This is a genomic window from Streptococcus sp. 32226D021BW (assembly GCF_053545015.1).
The window spans coordinates 1-21,498 of record NZ_JBPPVC010000017.1 but is presented as its reverse complement, the minus strand read 5'-3'; the positions used below and the strand labels follow the sequence as shown (position 1 = coordinate 21,498).

The window sequence follows — 21,498 nt, the reverse complement described above, 5'->3', positions numbered from 1 at the left end:
TAGGAGGATATCGTGGAAGAAAATAAGAATAAGCTACCCTTGGAAAATGAGAAAGTTTTGGATTTTGAAGTAGCTAAGGATCTAACCATTGCAGAAGCCGTAAAGAAACATAAGGAAATCGAAGCAGGTGTGACTGAGGATGACAGTCTTTTGGATCGTTATATCAAGCAACACCGTGATGAAATCGAATCTCAAAAATTTGAAACAAAGGTTAATCATTTGCCCCTGGTAGAGTCTTCTGCTGATGAAAAAGTAGATACAGTTCAGACAGCTAGTCTTTCGATGGCTGTGACTGATGAACTTCTTGTAGTTGGCAAGGATATGACTGAGCAGGTAGAAGTACCGACTGCTCCTTTGGAAGAAACAATTGTTGCAGGTGCGGCAGTGGTTGACAGTATAGCGACTGTTTCCCAAGAACAAGAAGTGGATGATGATTGGGGACAGGCAGAGGAAGCAGAGAAGGATAGAAAGAAAAAAATCTATTTTTGGTCAGCTTTAGCAGCTCTCTTTGTGACTATCTTAGCAACGGCTTTCATGTGGTTGAACTCAGTAAATAAATCGACCACGGAAACAGCTAGTAGTTCAAGTACTAGCCAAACTTCGACTTCTGCTAACAGCTCGGCAGATGCCAACGGCCTAGCCTTTGAACAACTTTATGCTAGCTTCTTTACAGATAGTAGTTTGACAAAGTTGAAGAATTCTGAGTTTGGTAAATTGGCGGAGTTGAAGGCCCTCTTGGACAAGATGGACAAAAATTCAGATAGTTATAAAAAAGCCAAGGAACAGTATGATAATCTTGAAAAAGCCATTACTGCTATGCAGGCAATCAATGGGCAATTTGATAAAGAAGTTATCGTAAATGGTGAAATTGATACTACTGCTACTGTTAAAGCAGATGCCAGTCTTTCAGCTACCAACACTGGTATTAGCTCAGTGGATAGCTTGTTGGCTTCTGTGGTCAATTTTGGGCGTTCTCAACAGGAAGTTGCTGCTAGCTCTACCGAAGCAGTTGCTGCTCCAGCTGAAAACTCTCAGACTGATTCGACAACAGCAGAAACCACTGCTCCAGCCTCAACCGAGAGTGCGGTAGTCAGTGATGGCGTTGCTGGTGCTATTAGTGGAGCAGCAACTATTTACGGGATCCCTGTACCAGAAGGGGTAGTTCTACAGCGTGATCGCAGCCGTGTTCCTTACAATCAAGCCATGATTGACGATGTTAATAACGAAGCTTGGACATTTAATCCTGGTATTCTAGAAAATATTGTAGCTATTTCTCAACAGCGTGGTTATATCACAGGCAACCAATATATCTTGGAAAAAGTGAACATCATTAACGGAAATGGTTACTACAATATGTTTACGCCAGACGGTAGCTATCTCTTCTCGATTAACTGTAAGACGGGTTACTTTGTTGGTAATGGCTCGGGTCATTCGGATGCCTTGGATTATTAAGCAAAACAAAAAAGCGGTTGACCCGCTTTTTTTATACCCTATTTTCTTAAATTGTCTTTCTTTCAAAGGCATCGCTTGAAATACCTTGTGAAACAATCAATTTTGCCCACTCTTTAGCTGAATGTAGGCTGTGGTCCTTGTAGTTTCCACAGGATTCAATGGTTGTTCCAGGGACATCCTCCCAAGTAATTCCATCTGCAATCTCTTCCAAACTCGCTTTGATGACTTGAGCAATTTCTGCTGGATCTTGTTTACCCCACATAATCATGTGGAAACCAGTTCGACAACCGAATGGAGAGCAATCAATCAAACCGTCAATACGCTGACGGATGAGTTTAGCCAAGAGATGCTCAATGGTATGCAGACCAGCTGTATCCATGGCATTTTCATTGGGTTGGATAAGTCGGATATCAAAATTTGTGATAATATCCCCTTTTGGACCAACTTCTTCTGAAATCAAGCGGACATAAGGAGCCTTTACAATGGTGTGGTCCAATTCAAAACTTTCAACGGTAACTTCTTTTTTCATTTGTTCCTCCAAACTATGTGATGAATTTATTATAACATATTTGTTAATTTGGAATTGTGAAATCGGTTCAATTATGGTAAAATAGATACAGATTTTGTGAAAATCGAATTTAAAAAAGAGGTAGAAATATGGAAATCATTACACTTGTAGTGACTTTTGTTTCTGCTCTCATTGGTTTAGTAATTGGCTACTTTGCCATTTCTTTGAAGATGAAATCTGCAAAAGAAACTGCAGAATTAACCCTTTTAAATGCAGAACAAGAAGCTAGTAATGTTCGTGGTCGTGCGGAAGAAGCAGCAGAAGCTATTTTAAAAACAGCTGAACGTGACCGCCAGACCTTGAAAAAAGAATTACTCTTGGAAGCTAAGGAGGAGGCTCGTAAGTACCGAGAAGAAATCGCAGAAGAATTTAAGTCAGAGCGTCAGGAATTGAAACAAATTGAAGTGCGTTTGACCGAACGTGCCAGCAATTTGGATCGAAAAGATGACAATTTGACGACTAAAGAAAAGACTTTGGAGCAAAAAGAACAAAGTCTAACGGATAAATCTAAACACATTGATGAGCGTGAGCAAGAAGTTGCTAAGTTGGAAGAGCAAAAGGCTCTAGAATTGGAACGTGTGGCAGCACTCAGTCAGGAAGAAGCGAAAGATATTATCCTGACAGATACACGCGATAAGTTGACACATGAGATTGCAACTCAAATCCGAGATGCAGAGCGTGAGGTCAAAGAACGTTCGGATAAGATGGCCAAGGACTTGTTGGCCCAGGCTATGCAACGGATTTCAGGTGAATATGTAGCTGAGCAGACCATTACATCTGTTCACCTGCCAGATGATGCTATGAAAGGTCGGATTATCGGACGTGAAGGACGTAATATTCGTACCTTTGAAAGTTTGACCGGTATCGATGTTATCATTGATGATACGCCGGAAGTGGTTGTCCTATCAGGTTTTGACCCTATTCGTCGTGAGATTGCTCGTATGACCATGGAAACCTTACTTCAAGATGGTCGGATTCATCCGGCTCGTATTGAGGAATTGGTTGAGAAACACCGTGTGGAAATGGATAATCGCATCCGTGAGTATGGTGAGGCTGCTGCCTACGAAGTTGGAGCACCGAACCTTCACCCAGATTTGATTAAGATTATGGGACGTTTGCACTTCCGTACATCTTATGGTCAAAATGTCCTCCGTCACTCGATTGAAGTGGCTAAATTGGCAGGTGTCCTCGCCGCAGAGTTGGGTGAAAATGTCAACCTGGCTCGCCGTGCAGGTTTCCTCCATGATGTTGGTAAGGCAATTGACCGTGAGGTTGATGGTAGCCACGTTGAGATCGGTACTGAATTGGCTAAGAAGTATAAGGAGCATCCGATTGTGGTTAACACGATTGCCAGCCACCATGGCGATGTGGAAGCGACAAGTACCATTGCTGTTATTGTAGCAGCAGCGGATGCCTTGAGTGCAGCTCGCCCAGGTTCACGTCGTGAGTCTATGGAGGCCTATATCAAACGCCTACAAGACTTGGAAGAAATTGCTAATAGCTTCGATGGGATCAAACAATCCTATGCTATTCAAGCAGGGCGTGAAGTTCGGATCATTGTACATCCAAATAGAATTTCAGATGATCAAATTACTATCTTGGCTCACGATGTTCGTGAGAAAATTGAGAATAACTTGGATTATCCAGGAAATATCAAGATCACTGTCATTCGTGAAACAAGAGCAACAGATATTGCTAAATAATGCAGAGGGAGCCCAGTCAGCTCCCTTTCTGTTTGAAAAAATACCCTGCTCATTTAAAATCAGTTGAAATTCCTAGGGATTTTTGTTACACTAGAATGAAAGATTTTAAAGGAGATATCATGAAAGAGCGAGGCTTACTCATCGTATTTTCCGGCCCGTCGGGAGTTGGGAAGGGAACGGTTCGAAAGGAAATTTTCGAGAGTTCGGATAATAAATTTGAATATTCTGTGTCCATGACGACACGTCCACAGAGACCTGGAGAGGTTGATGGGGTAGATTATTTCTTCCGTAGCCGTGAGGAGTTTGAAGATTTGATTCGTCAGGGTCAGATGTTGGAATATGCTGAGTATGTTGGCAACTACTATGGAACTCCTTTGACCTATGTCAATCAAACGCTTGATAAAGGGATAGATGTCTTCTTGGAAATTGAAGTACAGGGAGCTCTTCAAGTCAAGAAAAAGGTTCCAGATGGAGTTTTCATCTTCTTGACGCCACCAGATTTAGAAGAATTACAAGACCGCTTGGTTGGTCGCGGTACAGATAGTGAGGAAGTCATTGCGCAACGTATCGAACGTGCCAAGGAAGAGATTGCCCTCATGCGTGAGTATGACTATGCGGTTGTCAATGATGAAGTTCCTTTGGCAGCAGAACGTGTGAAACGTATTATCGAAGCAGAGCATTTCCGTGTCGATCGCGTAATCGGTCGTTATGATGAAATGATTCGTGATGTGAACAAGTAATAGAACCTTAATAGAAAGTAGAGAATAGAACTATGATGTTGAAACCATCTATCGATACCTTGTTGGACAAGGTACCATCTAAATATTCCTTGGTTATTCTTGAGGCAAAACGTGCCCATGAATTGGAAGCAGGTGCAAAGCCAACTCAAGAATTTATTTCAGTAAAATCAACCCTTCGTGCCTTGGAAGAAATTGAATCTGGCAATGTGGTTATTCACCCAGATCCAGAAGCAAAACGTGAGGCAGTTCGTCGCCGTGCGGAAGAAGCGAAACGTCTGGCAGAAGAAGAAGAGAAGAAAATCAAAGAACAAATCGCTAAAGAAAAAGAAGAAGGCGAAAAGATTTAATAAAAAACTCGGTTGGGCTTGCCATCCGGGTTTCTTTTCACTCATGGACATTGAAAGAAAGGAGGTCCTATGTTAGCACAAGTTATTGTAGATGTCCCCTTGATGCAGACCGATCAAGCTTATTCTTATCGGATTCCTGCTGAGTTGGAAGAGGGGCTTATGGTTGGTGTACGAGTCCATGTCCCCTTTGGTAAGGGAAATCGGCTGATTCAAGGGATTGTAGTTGACTTGATTGATGAAGATGATGATGCGCCTGACTTACAGGATTTTAAAGAGATTGCGGAAGTCTTGGACTATCGTCCTGTTCTCAATCAAGAGCAATTTTGGTTGGCTGACCAGATGAGGAAGTCAGTCTTTTCCTACAAAATTACTCTCTTGAAGGCTATGTTGCCCAGCTTGCTCAATTCCACCTATGATAAATTGCTCAGACCGGGGCATGGTTTGGAAATGGCAGAGCAGATTAGTCTGTTTGGTGATAAGGACCAGATTCGTTTTTCTGACTTGGACGTGAAAGAGCAAGGGAAAATTATGCGTCTGGCCCAGTCAGGGAAAATCTTGGTTGACTATGTGGCCAAGGATAAAAAGCAAATCAAGACAGAAAAATGGTACCGGGTTTGTCTAGATAAATTGTACGATGCAGACATCAGCAATCGGGCTAAAAAACGGCAGCAGTTAAGGGAATTTCTTCTGGAACATTCTGAAGACCAGCTCCTTTCAAACCTAAAATCGGACTATTCAGCTGATACGCTCCGCTATTTCCAAGAAAAAGGCTTTATTGAAGTCAGGGAGGAGGAAGTTTCGCGGACTCAGGAAGTTTTTGATAAGGTGGAAAAAACGCAGGCCTTGGATTTGAATCCAGAGCAGGCGATTGCAGTTCGGGAGATTGTGGCCTCTATCGGTCAGGACAGTCAGACATTTCTACTGCAAGGTGTGACAGGTTCTGGGAAGACGGAAGTCTATCTCCAGGTTATTGATAGGGTTTTAAAAATGGGGAAAACCGCTATTATGCTAGTTCCTGAAATTTCCTTGACCCCTCAGATGACCAATCGTTTTATTTCTCGTTTTGGCCAGCAGGTCGCGATTCTTCACTCCGGTCTGTCTGATGGAGAGAAGTATGACGAGTGGAGAAAGATTGAGGCAGGCAATGCCCAGGTGGTTGTCGGGGCTCGTTCGGCTATTTTTGCGCCATTGACAAACTTGGGTGTTATCATCATTGATGAGGAGCATGAGGCGACCTACAAGCAGGACAGTAATCCACGCTATCATGCGCGTGATGTGGCAAAGTTGCGGGCAGACTATAATCGAGCGACTCTGGTTTTGGGTTCGGCTACCCCTAGCCTTGAAACACGGGCTCGGGCTAGTCGAGGAGTCTATGGAAGACTGACTCTTAACCAGAGGGCCAATCCCTTGGCTCGTATTCCAGAAGTGGAAGTTGTGGATTTCCGAGATTACATTGGTCAGCAGGAAGCTAGTAATTTCACCCCTGTTTTGATTGAGAAGATTAGAGAAAAGTTGGCTCGTAAGGAACAGGTCGTTCTCATGTTAAATCGGCGTGGCTATTCTTCTTTTGTCATGTGTCGGGATTGTGGGAGTGTGGACCAGTGTCCAAATTGTGATATTTCCCTAACGCTTCACATGGATACAAAAACCATGAATTGCCACTACTGTGGTTTTCAAAAAGGAATTCCCCAGACTTGTCCAAACTGCCAGAGTTCCTCTATTCGTTACTATGGAACTGGTACGCAAAAGGCCTACGATGAATTGCAGGAGCTCTTGCCAGAAGCCAGAATTTTACGGATGGATGTAGATACCACCAAGAAAAAAGGGGCACATGAGGACTTACTAGAACGCTTTGGTCGAGGGGAAGCGGATATTCTTTTGGGAACCCAGATGATTGCCAAGGGCTTGGATTTTCCAAATGTAACGCTGGTTGGGGTGCTCAATGCGGATACGGCCCTGAATTTGCCTGATTTTCGGTCTTCTGAGCGAACCTTCCAGTTGCTAACTCAGGTAGCTGGTCGGGCTGGTCGAGCTGATAAGGAAGGGGAGGTCCTGATTCAGACCTATAACCCCAATCATTATGCCATTGCTTTTGCCAAAGAGCAGGATTATGAAGGTTTCTATCGTTATGAGATGGGCATTCGGAAAAATCTTGGTTATCCACCTTACTATTTTACAGTTGGCTTAACCTTTTCGCACAAGTCAGAAGAATTTGTCGTGAAAAAAGCCTATGAAACTGTAGCCTTTCTCCGTCAACACTTAACAGATGCAATTCAAATCTTGGGACCGACGCCCAAGCCTATTGCCAGAACTCATAATCTCTACCACTACCAGATCATCTTGAAATACCGGCATGAAGACCGTTTGGAAGAGGTATTGAATCAGATTTTGGATTGGACACAGGAGAGAGAAAATCAAGATTTGCGACTGATTATTGACAATGAACCGCAGAATATGATGTAAGGTCTGGGCAGGCCTTGCATTTTTTGATTTTATTCAGCGGTTTCACCCTAAATTAAGGAAAAAATAAGCAAAAATGGTATAATTAAGGGATAATAGAATTAGTAAAAACGATTTAGAGTAAGGGAGATGAGAAAGCAAAGATGACAAAGTTGATTTTTATGGGAACACCAGCATTTTCAGCGACAGTCTTAAAAGGTCTTTTGGCGGATGACCAGTATGAAATCCTGGCTGTTGTTACCCAGCCTGATCGAGCTGTTGGTCGTAAAAAAGTCATCCAAAGGACACCTGTGAAAGAAGTAGCCTTGGAGCATGATTTACCAGTCTTTCAGCCAGAAAAGTTATCAGGAAGTCAAGAAATGGCTGATTTGATGGACTTGGGAGCAGACGGGATTGTGACAGCTGCATTTGGACAATTCTTACCGACTAAATTACTGAACTCAGTTGACTTTGCGGTCAATGTTCATGCCTCTCTTCTTCCTAAATACCGTGGCGGTGCCCCTATTCATTATGCTCTAATTAACGGTGATGAACGTGCCGGTGTAACCATCATGGAAATGGTCAAGGAAATGGATGCTGGTGACATGATTTCTAGCGATAGCATTGCTATTGAAGAAACAGATAATGTTGGAACCTTGTTTGAAAAGTTGGCTGTTGTTGGACGGGATTTGCTATTGCAAACCTTGCCAGCCTATATTGCTGGGGATGTGAAGCCAGTAGCCCAAAATCCAGAACAAGTAACTTTCTCGCCAAATATTCAGCCAGAAGAAGAAGTGCTTGATTGGAACAAGTCAGCTCGTCAACTCTTCAATCAGATTCGCGGTATGTACCCATGGCCAGTTGCCCACACCTATTGGCAAGGCGAACGGTTTAAAATTCAAGAAGCAGTTGAAGTGGCTGGTTCCGGTCCAGTCGGTCAAGTGATTGCTCGAAGTAAGAAAGAATTGGTCGTTGCAACAGGTCTGGGAGCCCTTTCACTGAAAACTGTCCAGCCAGCTGGTAAGCCAAAAATGACCATTGCAGACTTTTTAAATGGTGCAGGTCGAGAGATTGTAGTAGGAGATCAATTTGGTGGTTAATAAACATGAAACAGCCAGAAGTCTAGCCTTATCTGTACTGGAAGACGTCTTTGAACAAGGAGCTTACTCGAATATCGCTCTCAATAAGGCCCTAGAATCTTCTCGTTTATCTGTACAGGACAGGGGATTGACGACGGAGCTAGTCTATGGGACAGTTTCTCGTAAAATCACGCTAGAGTGGTACTTGGCGCATTTTATCGAAGATAGAGAAAAGTTGGACACTTGGGTCTACTATCTCCTCATGTTGAGCCTCTACCAGATGCTTTATTTGGATAAACTTCCAACTCATGCAGTTGTCAACGAGGCGGTTAATATTGCCAAGCGAAAGCCTGGAACTGACAAATTTGTCAATGCCATTTTGCGTAAGCTTAGTCAGGATTCCTTGCCGAAACCTGCAGATATTAAAAGAAAGAACAAACGTCTATCCGTTCAGTATTCTGTGCCAGTTTGGTTGGTCCAAACCTTGATTGCAGAATATGGCGATGAACGTGCAGAGAAGATTTTCCAAAGTCTGCATATTCGGAATAAGGCTAGCGTACGCGTGACGGATGGTCAACAAGTGGAGCAATTGGCAGAGGAATTAGGTGCCCAATATTCGCTGTTATCGCCAGTTGGATTGGTTAAATCCCATGGACATTTTGCGGCTACGGATTACTTTAAAGAAGGGCTAATTACCATTCAAGATGAAACCAGTCAGTTGGTGGCACCGACTTTGAAGCTTCAAGGAGATGAAACAATCTTGGATGCCTGTGCAGCCCCTGGTGGAAAAACCTGTCACATGGCCAGCTATTTAACAAGTGGTAAAGTTATTGCCCTTGATTTATACGAGCATAAACTGACCTTGATTGAAGCAAATGCCAAACGATTAGGGCTAGTAGATAAGATTGAAACCAAACGTTTGGATGCCAGTCGTGTTCATGAGGAATTTGGTCCAGATACCTTTGATAAAATCCTAGTGGATGCCCCATGTTCAGGTATTGGACTCATTCGACGTAAGCCTGATATTCGTTACAACAAGGCGGCTATGGATTTTGATTCGCTTAAATCCATTCAATTACAAATACTGGATAGCGTTTGTCAAAGCCTAAAAATCGGTGGTATAATTACCTATAGCACCTGTACGATTATTGCTAAGGAAAATCAAGAGGTTATTGACGAGTTTTTACAAACCCATCCCAATTTTGAGCAGGTTCTGTTAGAACATCCGCGAGCAGATATTATGGTGGATGGCTGCCTGTTGATTACCCCTGAACAATACCAGACGGATGGATTTTTCATTGGTCAATTTAGAAGAAAATCCTAGAATAAGAGGAGGAAGTTGCTTAGCAACGAGAGAAAATTATGGAAATTGCATTACTTACTGATGTTGGACAAAAACGTTCGAACAACCAAGATTATATCAACTGTTATAAGAACCGTGCAGGTATCGACTTGGTGGTCTTGGCAGATGGTATGGGCGGACACCGTGCAGGTCATATTGCTAGTGAAATGGCTGCAACTGATTTGGGCGCTGCTTGGGTCGATACACAATTGGTAACTTTGAATGATGTCCGTGAATGGTTGATTGCTATTATTGATGCAGAAAACCAAAAAATCCATGAACTTGGGCAAACGGAAGAATATCGAGGAATGGGAACGACGCTAGAAGCAGTTGTGGTGATTGACAATCAGATGATTTATGCCCACGTTGGCGATTCCCGAATTGGTCTGGTTCGTGATGGGGAATATACCCGCTTAACCAATGATCATTCATTGGTAGGTGCCTTGGTTCGTGCAGGTCAATTGACAGAAGAAGAAGCTCTTCGGCATCCGCAGAAAAATATTGTGACCCAGTCTATTGGACAGGCAGATCCGATTGAGCCAGATATTGCCTTGAAAACTCTGGAAGTTGGTGATTACGTTCTGATTAACAGCGATGGTCTGACCAACATGGTATCTGCAGAAGATATCCGCGATATTATAGTGAGCGGTGTTTCACTGGAAAGTAAGGCAGAAACCCTGGTACGTTTCGCTAATAATGCAGGAGGTTTGGATAATATTACAGTAGGTCTACTTCATATTACAGAGGAGGCTAGGTAATGATTCAAATCGGTAAGATTTTTGCTGGACGGTATCGGATTGTCCGGCAAATTGGTCGAGGCGGGATGGCGGATGTCTACCTGGCTAGGGATTTGATACTGGATGGAGAAGAAGTGGCTGTTAAGGTCCTTCGCACCAACTATCAGACTGACCAGATTGCCATCCAGCGTTTCCAGCGGGAAGCGCGTGCTATGGCGGACCTGGATCACCCAAATATTGTTCGTATTTCGGACATTGGTGAGGAAGATGGTCAACAGTATCTAGCCATGGAATACATCAATGGCCTTGACTTGAAACGCTATATCAAGGAGAATGCTCCTCTTTCAAATGATGTAGCAGTTCGTATCATGGGACAAATTCTCCTAGCTATGCGAATGGCCCATACTCGTGGTATTGTCCATAGGGACTTGAAACCTCAGAATGTTATCTTGACATCAAGTGGTGTCGCTAAGGTAACGGACTTCGGTATTGCAGTTGCCTTTGCGGAAACCAGTTTGACCCAAACCAACTCCATGCTGGGCTCTGTCCACTATCTTTCACCTGAGCAGGCGCGTGGTTCTAAAGCAACTATTCAAAGTGACATCTATGCAATGGGGATTATTTTGTTTGAGATGTTGACCGGCCGTATCCCTTATGATGGGGATAGTGCGGTGACCATTGCTCTCCAGCATTTCCAAAAACCACTGCCATCCGTTAGGGAAGAGAATGCGAATGTCCCTCAGGCTTTGGAAAATGTAGTCTTAAAAGCGACAGCTAAAAAATTAGGTGAGCGCTATAAGTCTGTTGCAGAAATGTACACAGACCTAGCCTCATCCTTGTCCTTGGATCGTAGGAATGAACCAAAAATTGTTTTAGAAGAGAACAAGGTTGATACAAAAACCTTGCCTAAGTTATCTCAGGCAAATGTTGATATCAAGCCAACGGCTAGTGCAGAGGCTGTCAAAACTAAGGCTGGTAAACAGCCGACAGGTAAGCAGGACAACTTGAAACAAAAAGCAGTTGCTAAACCAGTAGCCAAGGCTAGACAAGGGGTTCGAACTCGTTTCAAAGTCCTATTCGGTGTCTTTCTGTTGACCCTCATGGCAGTTGGTTTTATATTCTTCAACTCACCAAAAACGGTTACGGTGCCGAATGTAGCGGGACAAACTGTTGAAAAGGCACAAGAGATGATTGAAGTAGCTGGATTGGAAGTAGGTAATGTCACAAAAGAAGCAACCAATGAAGTGGCTGAAGGGTTGGTTATTCGGACTTCTCCAGGCGCTAATTCTTCCAAACGCCAGGGAAGCAAGGTTGACCTGATTATTGCTACTGCTGCTATGGTTGTCATTCCAGATGTCAGTGGTAAAGACCAGGAAACAGCTCAACAAGAATTGGAAGCACTCGGATTACAGGTTTCTGTTAAAGAGGAATATAGCCTAACAGTTGATAGAGGCCTAGTCATTAAGACAGATCCACAAGTCAATGCATCAGCTGAAAAAGGTAGTAGCATCACACTCTACGTTTCTAAAGGAGTTGTGGTACCAAATGTGATTGGAAGAAGCCAGGAATCAGCTACCCAAATGCTTCAAGATGCAGGTTTCTACATCGGAACTGTTACACAGGTCTATAGTTCATCTGTCGAGGCTGGTCAAGTCATTAGTACAGATCCAGTAGCTGATACTGAACTTGAAAGAGGATCAGTCATCAATCTTGAAGTATCCAAAGGCAAGGAATTGATTATGCCTGATTTGACTTCTGGTCACATAACCTATTCACAAGCAAGTAGCCAACTGCAAACCTTGGGTGTCAAGGTTGCCAATATCGAAAAACAGGAGGATAGGAGTTACTATTCAACTACAAGTGATATTGTTATTGGTCAATATCCAGCAGCAGGTAGTACTATCGAGGGGACCGTTACTCTTTATGTATCGGTAGCCTCAGCTACTACTAGCTCAGAGAGTTCTTCAACTAGCTCAACAGCAAGCAGTATATCTCCTTCTAGTTCATCTTCTGCTTCTACATCAGATAGTGGGCAGTAGTTTATAGGGTTCCACACTACTTGGTAATCATGGTCAAGTTTTTCTGTTTCACCTTGCTCAAAGGTGTAGATGGACTTATTGGACCGATTTCTTGCATTCAATAAACCACTTGGACTTGGGTTCTTCTAGTAAGAAGATCTCAGGTCCTTTTTGCTAACATAGGATAAACTTGTAGTATTTCCTACCCTGGTCGGAGTTCTTTTATCTAAAATTTGTTACAATAGTAAAGAAAGGATACGATTATGAGAAAAGTTCAATTTTTCCTGCTGATAGAAAGTATGCTCTTTACTATGGCAGCTTTTGATGTCGTTGCCAATGAGGCCAGTCGGACCTTGTTGCTCTTCTCAGCCTTACTCTTACTGGCCTGGTATTTTCTAGGACGGCGTTTAAATAGTGTCTTATTAGTCAGCTCGCTGTCATTGTTATTTCTGGTGTTTGTATTAAATCCCTATTTCATCATAGGGGTTATGCTCCTGGTTGTTTATATGTTTGTCAATTTCTTCTCACGTTATGAGAAACGCAATCAGTACACTCAGATAGTATTTACTGACTATGCCTTACAGGTGCAAAAAGAAAAGAATAGGTGGTTTGGAAATCATGATCATTCTCAAGATCGTTTTGGTTTTGAGGATATCAATATTGTCCGTTTGTTTGGCAATGATGTAGTTGATTTGGATAAGACAGTCTTGGTAGGGCGAGATAATATTGTCGTCATTCGAAAAACTTTTGGCAGGACAAAAATTATCGTTCCTATTGATGTAGAGGTTTCTTTATCAGCGACTAGTATCTATGGTAGGGTTAATTTTTTGGGACAATCCCAATGGGATCTCCGGAATGAGAGTATAGCTATCAATAGTCCAGACTATCAAGAATCCCATAAACGCGTTAAGGTAGTGACGAATAATATTTTCGGAGATGTGGAGGTGGTTCGCGTATGAGAAAACGTACCTATTTCCTCTTGGCTTGGTTTGCCAGTCTGATTGTATTTGTGGTTATTTCCTCTACCCTACCCCTCCTCAACCATTCGCTCTTGGATGTCAATCTGTGGACATCTACGGAACAACTTGTTTTTACTCTCATTCTTCTGGTTATCGTACTGACCCTCTTTTTAGCAGTCATGGTTCAAACGGTTAGTCTGGCTTCGACTCAGGTTATGCGAGCAAAGTTACAGGCTATTTTGAAAAATAAAAGTATCCGAACAGATAGTGAAAATGATCAACTCCTCCTACAGTTGTCTGATAAGGTGAGAAATTTGACCCGACAGGTGCAACTGGTAGATAATCAGGACTTGGTCAAGAGAGAAGAGATTGTTGAAGGTGAACGAAAGCGGATTGCCAGAGATTTGCATGATACGGTTAGTCAGGAATTGTTTGCGACCAGTATGATTTTATCGGGTCTGTCCTCTAGTTTACCTAATCTGCCACAGGAAACCTTGCAGGAGCAGTTGGTTTTGGTCAAGGATATGATTGAGGCAGCTCAGAGAGATTTGCGGATCTTGCTACTTCATCTCCGACCAAGTGAACTAGAGAGCAAGACCTTGGTAGAAGGCTTCGAACTCATTTTACGAGAGGTCAGTGATAAGAGTAACATCATCGTCCATTTCCAACATGAAGTAGAAGAATTACCTAAGATAATTGAGGAGCACCTCTTTCGAATTGCCCAGGAAATTATCAGTAATACCCTACGTCATGCCAAGGCCAAGCATTTAGATGTCTATCTCATTCAAAAAGAAACAGAGTTACAGCTAAAAATGACGGATGATGGTGTTGGTTTCAAGCAAGAGGAGGGCGGCGATCTTAGTTATGGCTTGCAAAATATTCGGGAACGGGTGGAAGATATGGCAGGAAGCATTCAGATCCGTTCAGCCTTGAATAAGGGTGTTGCCATTGACATCCGTATCCCATTATTGAAAGGAAAAGAAGATGAATACGATTCGAGTGATGCTAGTTGACGATCATGAAATGGTTCGTCTAGGTTTAAAAAGCTATTTAAATTTACAGGCAGATGTGGAAGTTGTAGCAGAAGCTAGCGATGGTGAAGAGGGGCTGAGAAAGGCCCTTGAAGTCAAGCCAGATGTGGTGGTCATGGACTTGGTTATGCCAAAGATGACAGGTGTAGAAGCTACCTTAGCTCTTCTTAAGGAATGGCCTCAAGCACAGATTGTCATTCTGACTTCATATCTTGACAACGAGAAAATTTATCCAGTTCTAGAAGCAGGTGCTAAGGGATATATGTTAAAAACCTCTAGTGCGGATGAGATTTTAACAGCCATTCGCAAGGTGGCGCGTGGGGAATTTGCTATTGAAACCGAAGTGGAGAAAAAAGTGGAACACCATAAACGCCACCCAGACTTGCATGATGATTTGACAGCCCGTGAACGTGAAATTCTAACTCTATTAGCTAAGGGTTATGACAACCAACGAATTGCGGATGAGTCCTTCATTTCCTTGAAAACCGTAAAAACCCACGTTTCCAATATCCTGTCCAAACTTGCGGTTAGCGACAGAACACAAGCAGTTGTATATGCCTTCCAACATGGACTGGTAGCACAAGAGGAAGAATAATGGTATAATGAGTACTAGTTAGTTTCCAGAAAGGATGCCTAAATAGTGGATGCAAAATTAAAATATAAAGCAAAAAAAATAAAGATTGTCTTTTTTGATATTGACGATACCTTGCGTGTCAAGAATACAGGCTATATTCCTGATTCCATTCAACAAGTTTTTAAATCCTTGAAAGAAAAGGGGATTTTAACCGGAATAGCATCTGGTCGGACACCCTATGGTTTGGTGCCAGAAATTAAGGCACTCCAGCCAGATTTCTTTGCTATGATAAACGGTTCCTATGTTGAAGATGCCAAAGGAAAGCTTGTTCATCACCAACCGCTTCCTCAGAACCTAGTAGAAAAAGTGATTGCATGGACCAAGGAAGCAGGTATTGAATATGGTTTACTGGGTAGCCAAAAAGGAACCTTGTCTACTCGTACAGAACGAATTAGTCAGGTGATTGATTTAATTTACGAAGGCTTGGAAACAGACCCAGACTTTTATAAAGACAATGCCATTTATCAGATGTTGACCTTTGAGAAGGATGGACAGGAAGTTGAATTACCAGAAGACTTGCAAAATGATTTACGTACGGTTCGTTGGGATGCTATCTCATCGGATATTGTCCTAAAAGACTCCTCTAAGGCTGCTGGTGTGGCTAATGTAGTTGAAAAACTTGGTTTGAAACCTGAAAATGTCCTCGTTTTTGGTGACGGACTAAATGACATTGAATTGTTTGACTATGCAGGGATTAGCATTGCTATGGGGCATTCCCATCCAGAATTGCAAAAGCGCGCAGATTATATTACAAAAAAAGTAGAAGAAGATGGCATTTTTGATGCCTTGGAGAAATTAGGTTTGGTAGAAAAAGAAAAATACTTCCCACAATTAGATTTGGAGCAATTTGAAGGACCGGTAGCTCGTATTAAGACCAATCACGGTGAGCTAACCCTAAAACTCTTCCCGGAAATTGCTCCTAAGACAGTAGCTAACTTTATCGCTCTGTCTAAGGATGGTTACTATGATGGCATTATTTTCCATCGAATTATCAAGGATTTCATGATTCAAGGTGGTGACCCAACTGGTACAGGTATGGGTGGAGAGTCCATTTATGGAGAGTCCTTTGAAGATGAGTTTTCAATGGAAGCCTTCAATCTTCGTGGTGCCTTGTCTATGGCCAATGCAGGACCGAACACCAATGGAAGCCAATTCTTTATCGTTCAAAATCAAAACTTCCCTTACAATGCCAAAGAGCTAGAACGTGGTGGCTGGCCAAAAGAAATTGCAGCATCCTATGTTGAAAATGGGGGGACGCCACATTTAGATCAACGCCATACAGTATTTGGTCACCTAGCTAATGAAGTATCATTTGCTGTACTTGATGCAATTGCTGGGGTTGATACAGATTCAGCAGACCGTCCACTAGAAGATGTGGTGATTGAAACCATCGAAATTGAGGATTAAGATGAGGATTGGAGATAAGATCAAAGGAACGGTATCTGGAGTGCAACCTTACGGAGCCTTTGTAGATTTAGAAAATGGCACGACAGGTTTGATCCATATTTCCGAAATCAAGACAGGTTTTGTGGATAACATCTACGACCATGTCAAGATTGGTCAAGAGGTCTTGGTACAGGTGGTTGATTTTGATGAATACACAGAAAAAGCCAGCCTATCTATACGAACGCTTGAAGAAGAACACCAAAAAATTCCTCGACACCATAGATTTACCAATGAACGAAACAAAATTGGTTTTGCCCCCTTGGCAAAAAGTCTACCAAAGTGGATAAAGGAATCGAAAAACTATCTCAAAGAACAAAAAGAAAAGAAGGTTTAGGGAAGAACTCCCAACCTTCTTTTGCTTTGTTTTAATTATCAAATTCATAAAGTGCAGTAGACAAGTAACGCTCACCATTATCTGCCAAGATAGCCAATACTTTTTTACCAGCTCCCAATTCCTTCGCTACTTCAATAGCTGCGTGAATTGCTGCTCCAGATGAAATCCCAACTAGGAAACCTTCCTGTCCACCGATTGCACGACCAGTAGCCAAAGCGTCATCAGATTTGACACGGATAATACCGTCATAGGCTGCTGTATCGAGCGTATCAGGGATGAAACCAGCTGAAATTCCTTGGATTTTGTGAGGTCCAGGAGCTTCACCAGACAGCACAGCGGACTCGTCAGCTTCTACGGCATAGATGGCAATGTTTGGGTTAGCCGCTTTCAAAACATGCGAAACACCTGATACGGTACCACCTGTACCGACACCTGATACAAAGGCATCCAGACCAGTTGCACCAAAGTCTTCCAAAATTTCCTGTCCTGTTGTATCTTCATGAACTTTTGGATTGGATGGATTGGCAAACTGGAACGGAACCCAGCCATTTTTTTCTTTGGCAATTTCTTTTGCCTTGGCAATGGCACCCTTCATTCCCTCGCTACCAGGAGTTAAGACAAGTTCAGCTCCGTAAGCCTGGATAATTTTGCGACGCTCAATGCTCATGGTTTCTGGCATAACGATAATCACCTTGTAGCCCTTAGCTGCACCGACCCAAGCAAGTCCGATACCAGTATTACCACTGGTTGGCTCAACGATAGTGTCGCCAGGCTTGATAGTACCAGCCTTTTCAGCATCTTCAATCATAGCCAAGGCGATACGGTCTTTGACAGAAGAACCTGGGTTAAAGGCTTCTAACTTAACATAGACATCTGCTGCTCCCTCAGGAACAATATGATTGAGCTTGATAATTGGTGTTTTTCCAACTAATTGCGTAATATTTTGATAAATAGCCATAAGGCACCTCCAAATTATGTTACCACTAGTATATAGTAGAAAAGCTAAAAAGTATAATATAAAAAAACTATCTTAGCGATAGTCTTTTTTAATGGACTGGCACCTCAACGATACGGCTGTCAGTCTTCTCCGCCTGAACTTTTCCATGGTAAAACTCCGTCAGGCTAGCCAAAGTTTCTTCCAAATGTTCCTTATCCACAAAAATCATGGTTGAAACTTCAGTAGTAAACTGGGTATCAAATTCTTCCAGACCTTGCTCAGCTCGCCAATTGGCAAACTCTTGGTATTGGGCATAGGACATGCTAATGGAAATCCCTTCCTGCTCTTTGACTTCCACAACCCCAATTTCTTTGACAGCACTAGCAACTGCACCAGCGTAGGCACGAATTAGACCGCCAGCACCTAACTTGATACCACCAAAATAGCGAGTAACCACTGTTGCGACATTGGTCAGTTGGTGATTTTCTAAAACCGTTAGCATTGGCACACCGGCAGTACCAGACGGTTCCCCGTCATCTGAGGAACGCTTGATTTCCATATTTTCTCCAAGGACAAAAGCAGAGCAGTTATGAGTAGCCTTGTAATGTTCTTTCTTGATTTTGTTGATAAAGTCGCGAGCTTCTTCCTCACTACTCACTCGTTTCATAAAACAGATAAAACGAGATTTCTTAATTTCTTCTTCAACAATTCCATCTTCTTTAATCGTCTTAAATTCTTTCATAAGCAAATTGTACTAATTTTTTTCAAAACTGACAAGAAATTCCGAATAAATAAGTGATGAAAGAATTAGAAAATTATTATGGAAGACTATTTACCAAATACCAATTGACCCCAGCAGAGCGAGAAAAAGCAGAGAAGCTATCCAGTGTCTCAGAAAAGAATGCCTGCTTTCGCTGTGGAACGGCTTTTGAAGAAGAAAACAAATTGCCAAACGGTGCCTACTACTGTCGAGCCTGTTTACTTCTAGGCAGAGTGCGGTCAGATGAAGAACTCTACCATTTTCCTCAGAAAGATTTTCCTGTAAACTCTTGCTTAACATGGAAGGGTAAATTAACGGATTGGCAGCAAATGATTTCAGATGGTTTGGTTGAGAATGTAGGAAAAAGACAGGCTACACTGGTTCATGCTGTAACAGGAGCAGGAAAAACAGAGATGATATATCATACGGTTGCTTCTGTGATTGATAAAGGAGGGGCAGTTTGTCTAGCCAGTCCTCGAATAGACGTCTGCATAGAACTTTATAAGCGTTTGCAAAATGACTTCTCAGTACCGATTAGTTTGCTACATGGAGAGTCCGAACCCTATTTTCGAACGCCGCTTGTTGTAGCAACCACTCATCAATTATTGAAATTTTATCAGGCCTTTGATTTGGTCTTGATTGACGAAGTTGATGCCTTTCCCTATGCTGATAATCCCATGCTCTACCGTGCTGCTGACCATGCAGTCAAGGAAGACGGTGTCCAAGTATTTTTGACAGCCACTTCAACAGATGAACTGGACAGAAAAGTCAAAACAGGAAAATTAAAACGACTCAGCCTGCCTAGACGATTTCACGGCAATCCACTGGTTGTTCCGCAAAAGGTTTGGTTTTCTAAATTTGATGCCAATCTGAAAAAACAGAAACTAGTCCCCAAGCTCACAAAGGTAATCAAAAATCAGAGAAAAACAGGTTACCCCTTGCTCATATTCGTACCAGAAATTTCCAAAGGTCAGGAGTTTTCCAAGATTATGGAAAAAGCATTTCCAGAAGAAACCATTGGCTTTGTATCCAGTCAAACTGAAAATCGACTTGAGATAGTAGAAGGTTTTCGCAATCAAGAGATTACCATTCTCATTTCTACCACCATTTTAGAACGTGGTGTCACCTTTCCAAAAGTAGATGTTATAGTGGTTCAAGCCAATCATTACCTTTACACATCGTCTAGTCTTGTACAGATTGCTGGCCGAGTCGGTAGGAGTATGGATCGGCCGACGGGCTTACTCCAATTTTTCCACGAGGGGTCTACTCGTTCCATTGAAAAGGCCATTGCTGAAATCAAACAAATGAACAAGGAGGCTGGCTATGTCTAACTGCTTACTCTGTGATCGAGCCATGAAAACCAGACAAACCTTTTCTGAGCTTATTTTCTTTGGCAAGTCCCAGTCAGGAGTTTGTCATGATTGTCTTGCTACTTTTGAAAAAATAGCAGAGCAACACTGTTCGCATTGTTTTAAAAGCGGGGAAGTAGGAAGCTGCAAGGATTGCCACTACTGGTTAAGCCAAGGAAAATCAGTGTCTCACACAGCCATTTTTCAGTACAATGAAGCCATGGCTGATTACTTTAGTCGCTATAAATTTCAAGGCGATTACATCCTCAGGAAAATATTTGCAGAACAAGTCAAAAAAGCTCTAGAACCTTATTCCGACTATACAATCGTTCCCATTCCACTCAGCCAAGAACGACTAGAAGAACGGGGATTTAATCAAGTGACTGGAATATTGGATGCGGCTAGGATTCCCTATAAAGAATTGTTAGGCAAACGAGATAGCCAAAAGCAATCATCAAAAAGTCGAGAAGAGAGGTTAGAAACTGAGCAATCATTTTACATATTGAATGGAAATGAGCTACCAGAAAAAATTTTATTAGTTGACGATATTTACACAACAGGGGCTACAATCCAGCTTGTCACAAGGCTTTTCATGAAAACAAGTCAGAAAGAAATCAAAACATTTTCACTCGCACGCTAAGAAAACGCTTGCATTTATTTGATAATGTGATATAATAATAGTGAAGAAAGGCGAAAGCCAAGAAAGAGGTACTAATATGATTAAATTCAGTATTCGTGGAGAAAACCTTGAAGTTACAGATGCTCTTCGTACTTATGTAGAAGAGAAAGTAGCAAAGATTGAGAAATATTTCAATGAAGACCAAGAGTTGAATGCAAAAGTCAATCTAAAAGTTTACCGTGATAAGCGTTCAAAAGTTGAAGTTACGATTCCAGTTGGCTCAATGACACTTCGAGCTGAGGATGTATCACAGGAAATGTACGGTTCAATAGACTTGGTTGTAGACAAGATTGAACGTCAAATTCGTCGTAACAAAACAAAAATTGAAAGAAAACATCGTCAAAAAGTTGCAACAGGTCAAGTCTTTACAGATGAACTTGTAGAGCAAGCGGAAGAAGAAGTAAAAGTTGTTCGCACCAAACAAGTTGACTTGAAGCCGATGGATATGGAAGAAGCTATTCTTCAATTAGAATTGCTAGGACACGACTTCTTCATCTATACTGATGCTAACGACGGTACAACCAACGTCCTTTACAAACGCGAGGACGGAGATTTGGGACTTCTTGAAGTTCGCCAATAAACGATTTGAACAGCTACACCTGTAGCTGTTTTTCGTTATCAAAAAATATTTAAAAAGTAGTTGACAAGGTTGATTGAAGATGATAGAATAATTGAGTTGTCAAATCTGAGACACAACACTGAAAAAAGAAACGAAAAAAGTTTCAAAAAAGTGTTGACAAACAGTTGAAGAAATGATAAACTAAGATGGTTGTCGCGAGGGAGCGATAACGAACAAGACCTTTGAAAATTAAAGAAGACGAACCAAACGTGCAGGGTGATTTATCTAGGATAAATCGTCAATAACGAAAAAACAATAAAACGGAAAGCTAGCAATAGCTTGAGTTTGAATCAAAACTTTTTATGAGAGTTTGATCCTGGCTCAG

At 42.1% G+C, this 21,498-nt stretch carries 20 protein-coding genes; 17 read left to right on the top strand and 3 right to left on the bottom strand.

Annotated elements, in window-relative coordinates:
- Positions 1-12: 12 nt before the first annotated feature.
- Complete coding sequence (locus tag ACEE44_RS09330) at positions 13-1,452, top strand: cell division site-positioning protein MapZ family protein (RefSeq protein ID WP_449172034.1); 1,440 nt, start codon at positions 13-15, stop codon at positions 1,450-1,452.
- A gap of 46 nt (positions 1,453-1,498) precedes the next feature.
- Here the strand turns inward: ACEE44_RS09330 and ACEE44_RS09325 are convergent, their stop codons facing one another.
- Positions 1,499-1,981, bottom strand: coding sequence for an S-ribosylhomocysteine lyase (locus ACEE44_RS09325; protein ID WP_172054340.1), 483 nt, complete (start codon positions 1,979-1,981; stop codon positions 1,499-1,501).
- A 128-nt stretch (positions 1,982-2,109) separates the two neighbouring features.
- Between ACEE44_RS09325 and ACEE44_RS09320 the strand changes: the two genes are divergently transcribed.
- The 13 genes from ACEE44_RS09320 (at position 2,110) to ACEE44_RS09260 (ending at position 16,829) form a co-directional block, all read left to right on the top strand.
- The gene (locus ACEE44_RS09320; RefSeq protein ID WP_449172033.1) at positions 2,110-3,723 is read left to right on the top strand and encodes a ribonuclease Y; all 1,614 of its coding nucleotides are present in this window, start codon (positions 2,110-2,112) and stop codon (positions 3,721-3,723) included.
- A gap of 119 nt (positions 3,724-3,842) precedes the next feature.
- Complete coding sequence (gene gmk / locus ACEE44_RS09315; RefSeq protein ID WP_043025413.1) at positions 3,843-4,463, top strand: guanylate kinase; 621 nt, start codon at positions 3,843-3,845, stop codon at positions 4,461-4,463.
- Positions 4,464-4,495: 32 nt separating this feature from the next.
- Positions 4,496-4,810, top strand: a complete 315-nt coding sequence (gene rpoZ / locus ACEE44_RS09310) for a DNA-directed RNA polymerase subunit omega (protein ID WP_172082959.1) — start codon at positions 4,496-4,498, stop codon at positions 4,808-4,810.
- Between the two features lie 69 nt (positions 4,811-4,879).
- Positions 4,880-7,273 carry a primosomal protein N' gene (locus ACEE44_RS09305; protein WP_449172032.1) on the top strand — a complete coding sequence of 798 codons (2,394 nt, stop codon included), beginning with the start codon at positions 4,880-4,882 and terminating at the stop codon, positions 7,271-7,273.
- Positions 7,274-7,413: 140 nt separating this feature from the next.
- On the top strand, positions 7,414-8,349 hold the full coding sequence (fmt, locus tag ACEE44_RS09300) for a methionyl-tRNA formyltransferase (protein WP_449172031.1): 936 nt from the start codon (positions 7,414-7,416) through the stop codon (positions 8,347-8,349).
- Positions 8,339-9,652: a 16S rRNA (cytosine(967)-C(5))-methyltransferase RsmB gene (rsmB, locus tag ACEE44_RS09295; protein WP_449172030.1), complete on the top strand. Its 1,314-nt coding sequence runs from the start codon at positions 8,339-8,341 to the stop codon at positions 9,650-9,652. The genes fmt and rsmB overlap by 11 nt, the downstream gene beginning before the upstream one ends.
- A 38-nt stretch (positions 9,653-9,690) precedes the next feature.
- The gene (locus ACEE44_RS09290) at positions 9,691-10,428 is read left to right on the top strand and encodes a Stp1/IreP family PP2C-type Ser/Thr phosphatase (protein WP_332411686.1); all 738 of its coding nucleotides are present in this window, start codon (positions 9,691-9,693) and stop codon (positions 10,426-10,428) included.
- Positions 10,428-12,446: a Stk1 family PASTA domain-containing Ser/Thr kinase gene (pknB, locus tag ACEE44_RS09285; RefSeq protein WP_449172029.1), complete on the top strand. Its 2,019-nt coding sequence runs from the start codon at positions 10,428-10,430 to the stop codon at positions 12,444-12,446. The genes ACEE44_RS09290 and pknB overlap by 1 nt, the downstream gene beginning before the upstream one ends.
- 242 nt (positions 12,447-12,688) lie before the next feature.
- Positions 12,689-13,384: a cell wall-active antibiotics response protein LiaF gene (liaF, locus tag ACEE44_RS09280; RefSeq protein WP_449172028.1), complete on the top strand. Its 696-nt coding sequence runs from the start codon at positions 12,689-12,691 to the stop codon at positions 13,382-13,384.
- Positions 13,381-14,397 carry a sensor histidine kinase gene (locus tag ACEE44_RS09275; RefSeq protein WP_449172027.1) on the top strand — a complete coding sequence of 339 codons (1,017 nt, stop codon included), beginning with the start codon at positions 13,381-13,383 and terminating at the stop codon, positions 14,395-14,397. The genes liaF and ACEE44_RS09275 overlap by 4 nt, the downstream gene beginning before the upstream one ends.
- Entirely contained in the window at positions 14,369-15,010 is a 642-nt protein-coding gene (locus ACEE44_RS09270; RefSeq protein WP_105124382.1) for a response regulator transcription factor, read from the top strand. The genes ACEE44_RS09275 and ACEE44_RS09270 overlap by 29 nt, the downstream gene beginning before the upstream one ends.
- 45 nt (positions 15,011-15,055) lie before the next feature.
- Positions 15,056-16,456 carry a bifunctional Cof-type HAD-IIB family hydrolase/peptidylprolyl isomerase gene (locus ACEE44_RS09265; RefSeq protein ID WP_449172026.1) on the top strand — a complete coding sequence of 467 codons (1,401 nt, stop codon included), beginning with the start codon at positions 15,056-15,058 and terminating at the stop codon, positions 16,454-16,456.
- Position 16,457: 1 nt separating this feature from the next.
- Entirely contained in the window at positions 16,458-16,829 is a 372-nt protein-coding gene (locus tag ACEE44_RS09260) for a S1 RNA-binding domain-containing protein (RefSeq protein WP_105144517.1), read from the top strand.
- 31 nt (positions 16,830-16,860) lie between these two features.
- On the opposite strand, the gene cysK is transcribed toward ACEE44_RS09260, so the two are convergent.
- Positions 16,861-17,787, bottom strand: coding sequence for a cysteine synthase A (gene cysK / locus ACEE44_RS09255; protein WP_449172025.1), 927 nt, complete (start codon positions 17,785-17,787; stop codon positions 16,861-16,863).
- Between the two features lie 88 nt (positions 17,788-17,875).
- Entirely contained in the window at positions 17,876-18,508 is a 633-nt protein-coding gene (locus ACEE44_RS09250; protein WP_449172024.1) for a YigZ family protein, read from the bottom strand.
- A 56-nt stretch (positions 18,509-18,564) separates the two neighbouring features.
- Here ACEE44_RS09250 and ACEE44_RS09245 point away from each other — a divergent pair, with 56 nt between their 5' ends.
- The 3 genes from ACEE44_RS09245 to hpf all read left to right on the top strand — a co-directional run bounded on the left by ACEE44_RS09245 (position 18,565) and on the right by hpf (position 21,134).
- Positions 18,565-19,857 (top strand): DEAD/DEAH box helicase, encoded by a 1,293-nt coding sequence (locus ACEE44_RS09245; protein WP_449172023.1) that lies wholly within the window; start codon positions 18,565-18,567, stop codon positions 19,855-19,857.
- Positions 19,850-20,515 (top strand): ComF family protein, encoded by a 666-nt coding sequence (locus tag ACEE44_RS09240; RefSeq protein ID WP_449172022.1) that lies wholly within the window; start codon positions 19,850-19,852, stop codon positions 20,513-20,515. The genes ACEE44_RS09245 and ACEE44_RS09240 overlap by 8 nt, the downstream gene beginning before the upstream one ends.
- Positions 20,516-20,591: 76 nt before the next feature.
- Positions 20,592-21,134, top strand: a complete 543-nt coding sequence (hpf, locus tag ACEE44_RS09235; protein ID WP_332411762.1) for a ribosome hibernation-promoting factor, HPF/YfiA family — start codon at positions 20,592-20,594, stop codon at positions 21,132-21,134.
- Positions 21,135-21,498: the final 364 nt, after the last annotated feature.

What these genes read in the sequence shown, in the direction of transcription:
- ACEE44_RS09325 (WP_172054340.1), bottom strand. Translation starts at nt 1,981, where the DNA reads ATGAAAAAAGAAGTTACCGTTGAAAGTTTTGAATTGGACCACACCATT.
- ACEE44_RS09320 (WP_449172033.1), top strand. Translation starts at nt 2,110, where the DNA reads ATGGAAATCATTACACTTGTAGTGACTTTTGTTTCTGCTCTCATTGGT.
- gmk (WP_043025413.1), top strand. Translation starts at nt 3,843, where the DNA reads ATGAAAGAGCGAGGCTTACTCATCGTATTTTCCGGCCCGTCGGGAGTT.
- rpoZ (WP_172082959.1), top strand. Translation starts at nt 4,496, where the DNA reads ATGATGTTGAAACCATCTATCGATACCTTGTTGGACAAGGTACCATCT.
- ACEE44_RS09305 (WP_449172032.1), top strand. Translation starts at nt 4,880, where the DNA reads ATGTTAGCACAAGTTATTGTAGATGTCCCCTTGATGCAGACCGATCAA.
- fmt (WP_449172031.1), top strand. Translation starts at nt 7,414, where the DNA reads ATGACAAAGTTGATTTTTATGGGAACACCAGCATTTTCAGCGACAGTC.
- ACEE44_RS09290 (WP_332411686.1), top strand. Translation starts at nt 9,691, where the DNA reads ATGGAAATTGCATTACTTACTGATGTTGGACAAAAACGTTCGAACAAC.
- pknB (WP_449172029.1), top strand. Translation starts at nt 10,428, where the DNA reads ATGATTCAAATCGGTAAGATTTTTGCTGGACGGTATCGGATTGTCCGG.
- liaF (WP_449172028.1), top strand. Translation starts at nt 12,689, where the DNA reads ATGAGAAAAGTTCAATTTTTCCTGCTGATAGAAAGTATGCTCTTTACT.
- ACEE44_RS09275 (WP_449172027.1), top strand. Translation starts at nt 13,381, where the DNA reads ATGAGAAAACGTACCTATTTCCTCTTGGCTTGGTTTGCCAGTCTGATT.
- ACEE44_RS09270 (WP_105124382.1), top strand. Translation starts at nt 14,369, where the DNA reads ATGAATACGATTCGAGTGATGCTAGTTGACGATCATGAAATGGTTCGT.
- ACEE44_RS09260 (WP_105144517.1), top strand. Translation starts at nt 16,458, where the DNA reads ATGAGGATTGGAGATAAGATCAAAGGAACGGTATCTGGAGTGCAACCT.
- cysK (WP_449172025.1), bottom strand. Translation starts at nt 17,787, where the DNA reads ATGGCTATTTATCAAAATATTACGCAATTAGTTGGAAAAACACCAATT.
- ACEE44_RS09250 (WP_449172024.1), bottom strand. Translation starts at nt 18,508, where the DNA reads ATGAAAGAATTTAAGACGATTAAAGAAGATGGAATTGTTGAAGAAGAA.
- ACEE44_RS09245 (WP_449172023.1), top strand. Translation starts at nt 18,565, where the DNA reads ATGAAAGAATTAGAAAATTATTATGGAAGACTATTTACCAAATACCAA.
- ACEE44_RS09240 (WP_449172022.1), top strand. Translation starts at nt 19,850, where the DNA reads ATGTCTAACTGCTTACTCTGTGATCGAGCCATGAAAACCAGACAAACC.
- hpf (WP_332411762.1), top strand. Translation starts at nt 20,592, where the DNA reads ATGATTAAATTCAGTATTCGTGGAGAAAACCTTGAAGTTACAGATGCT.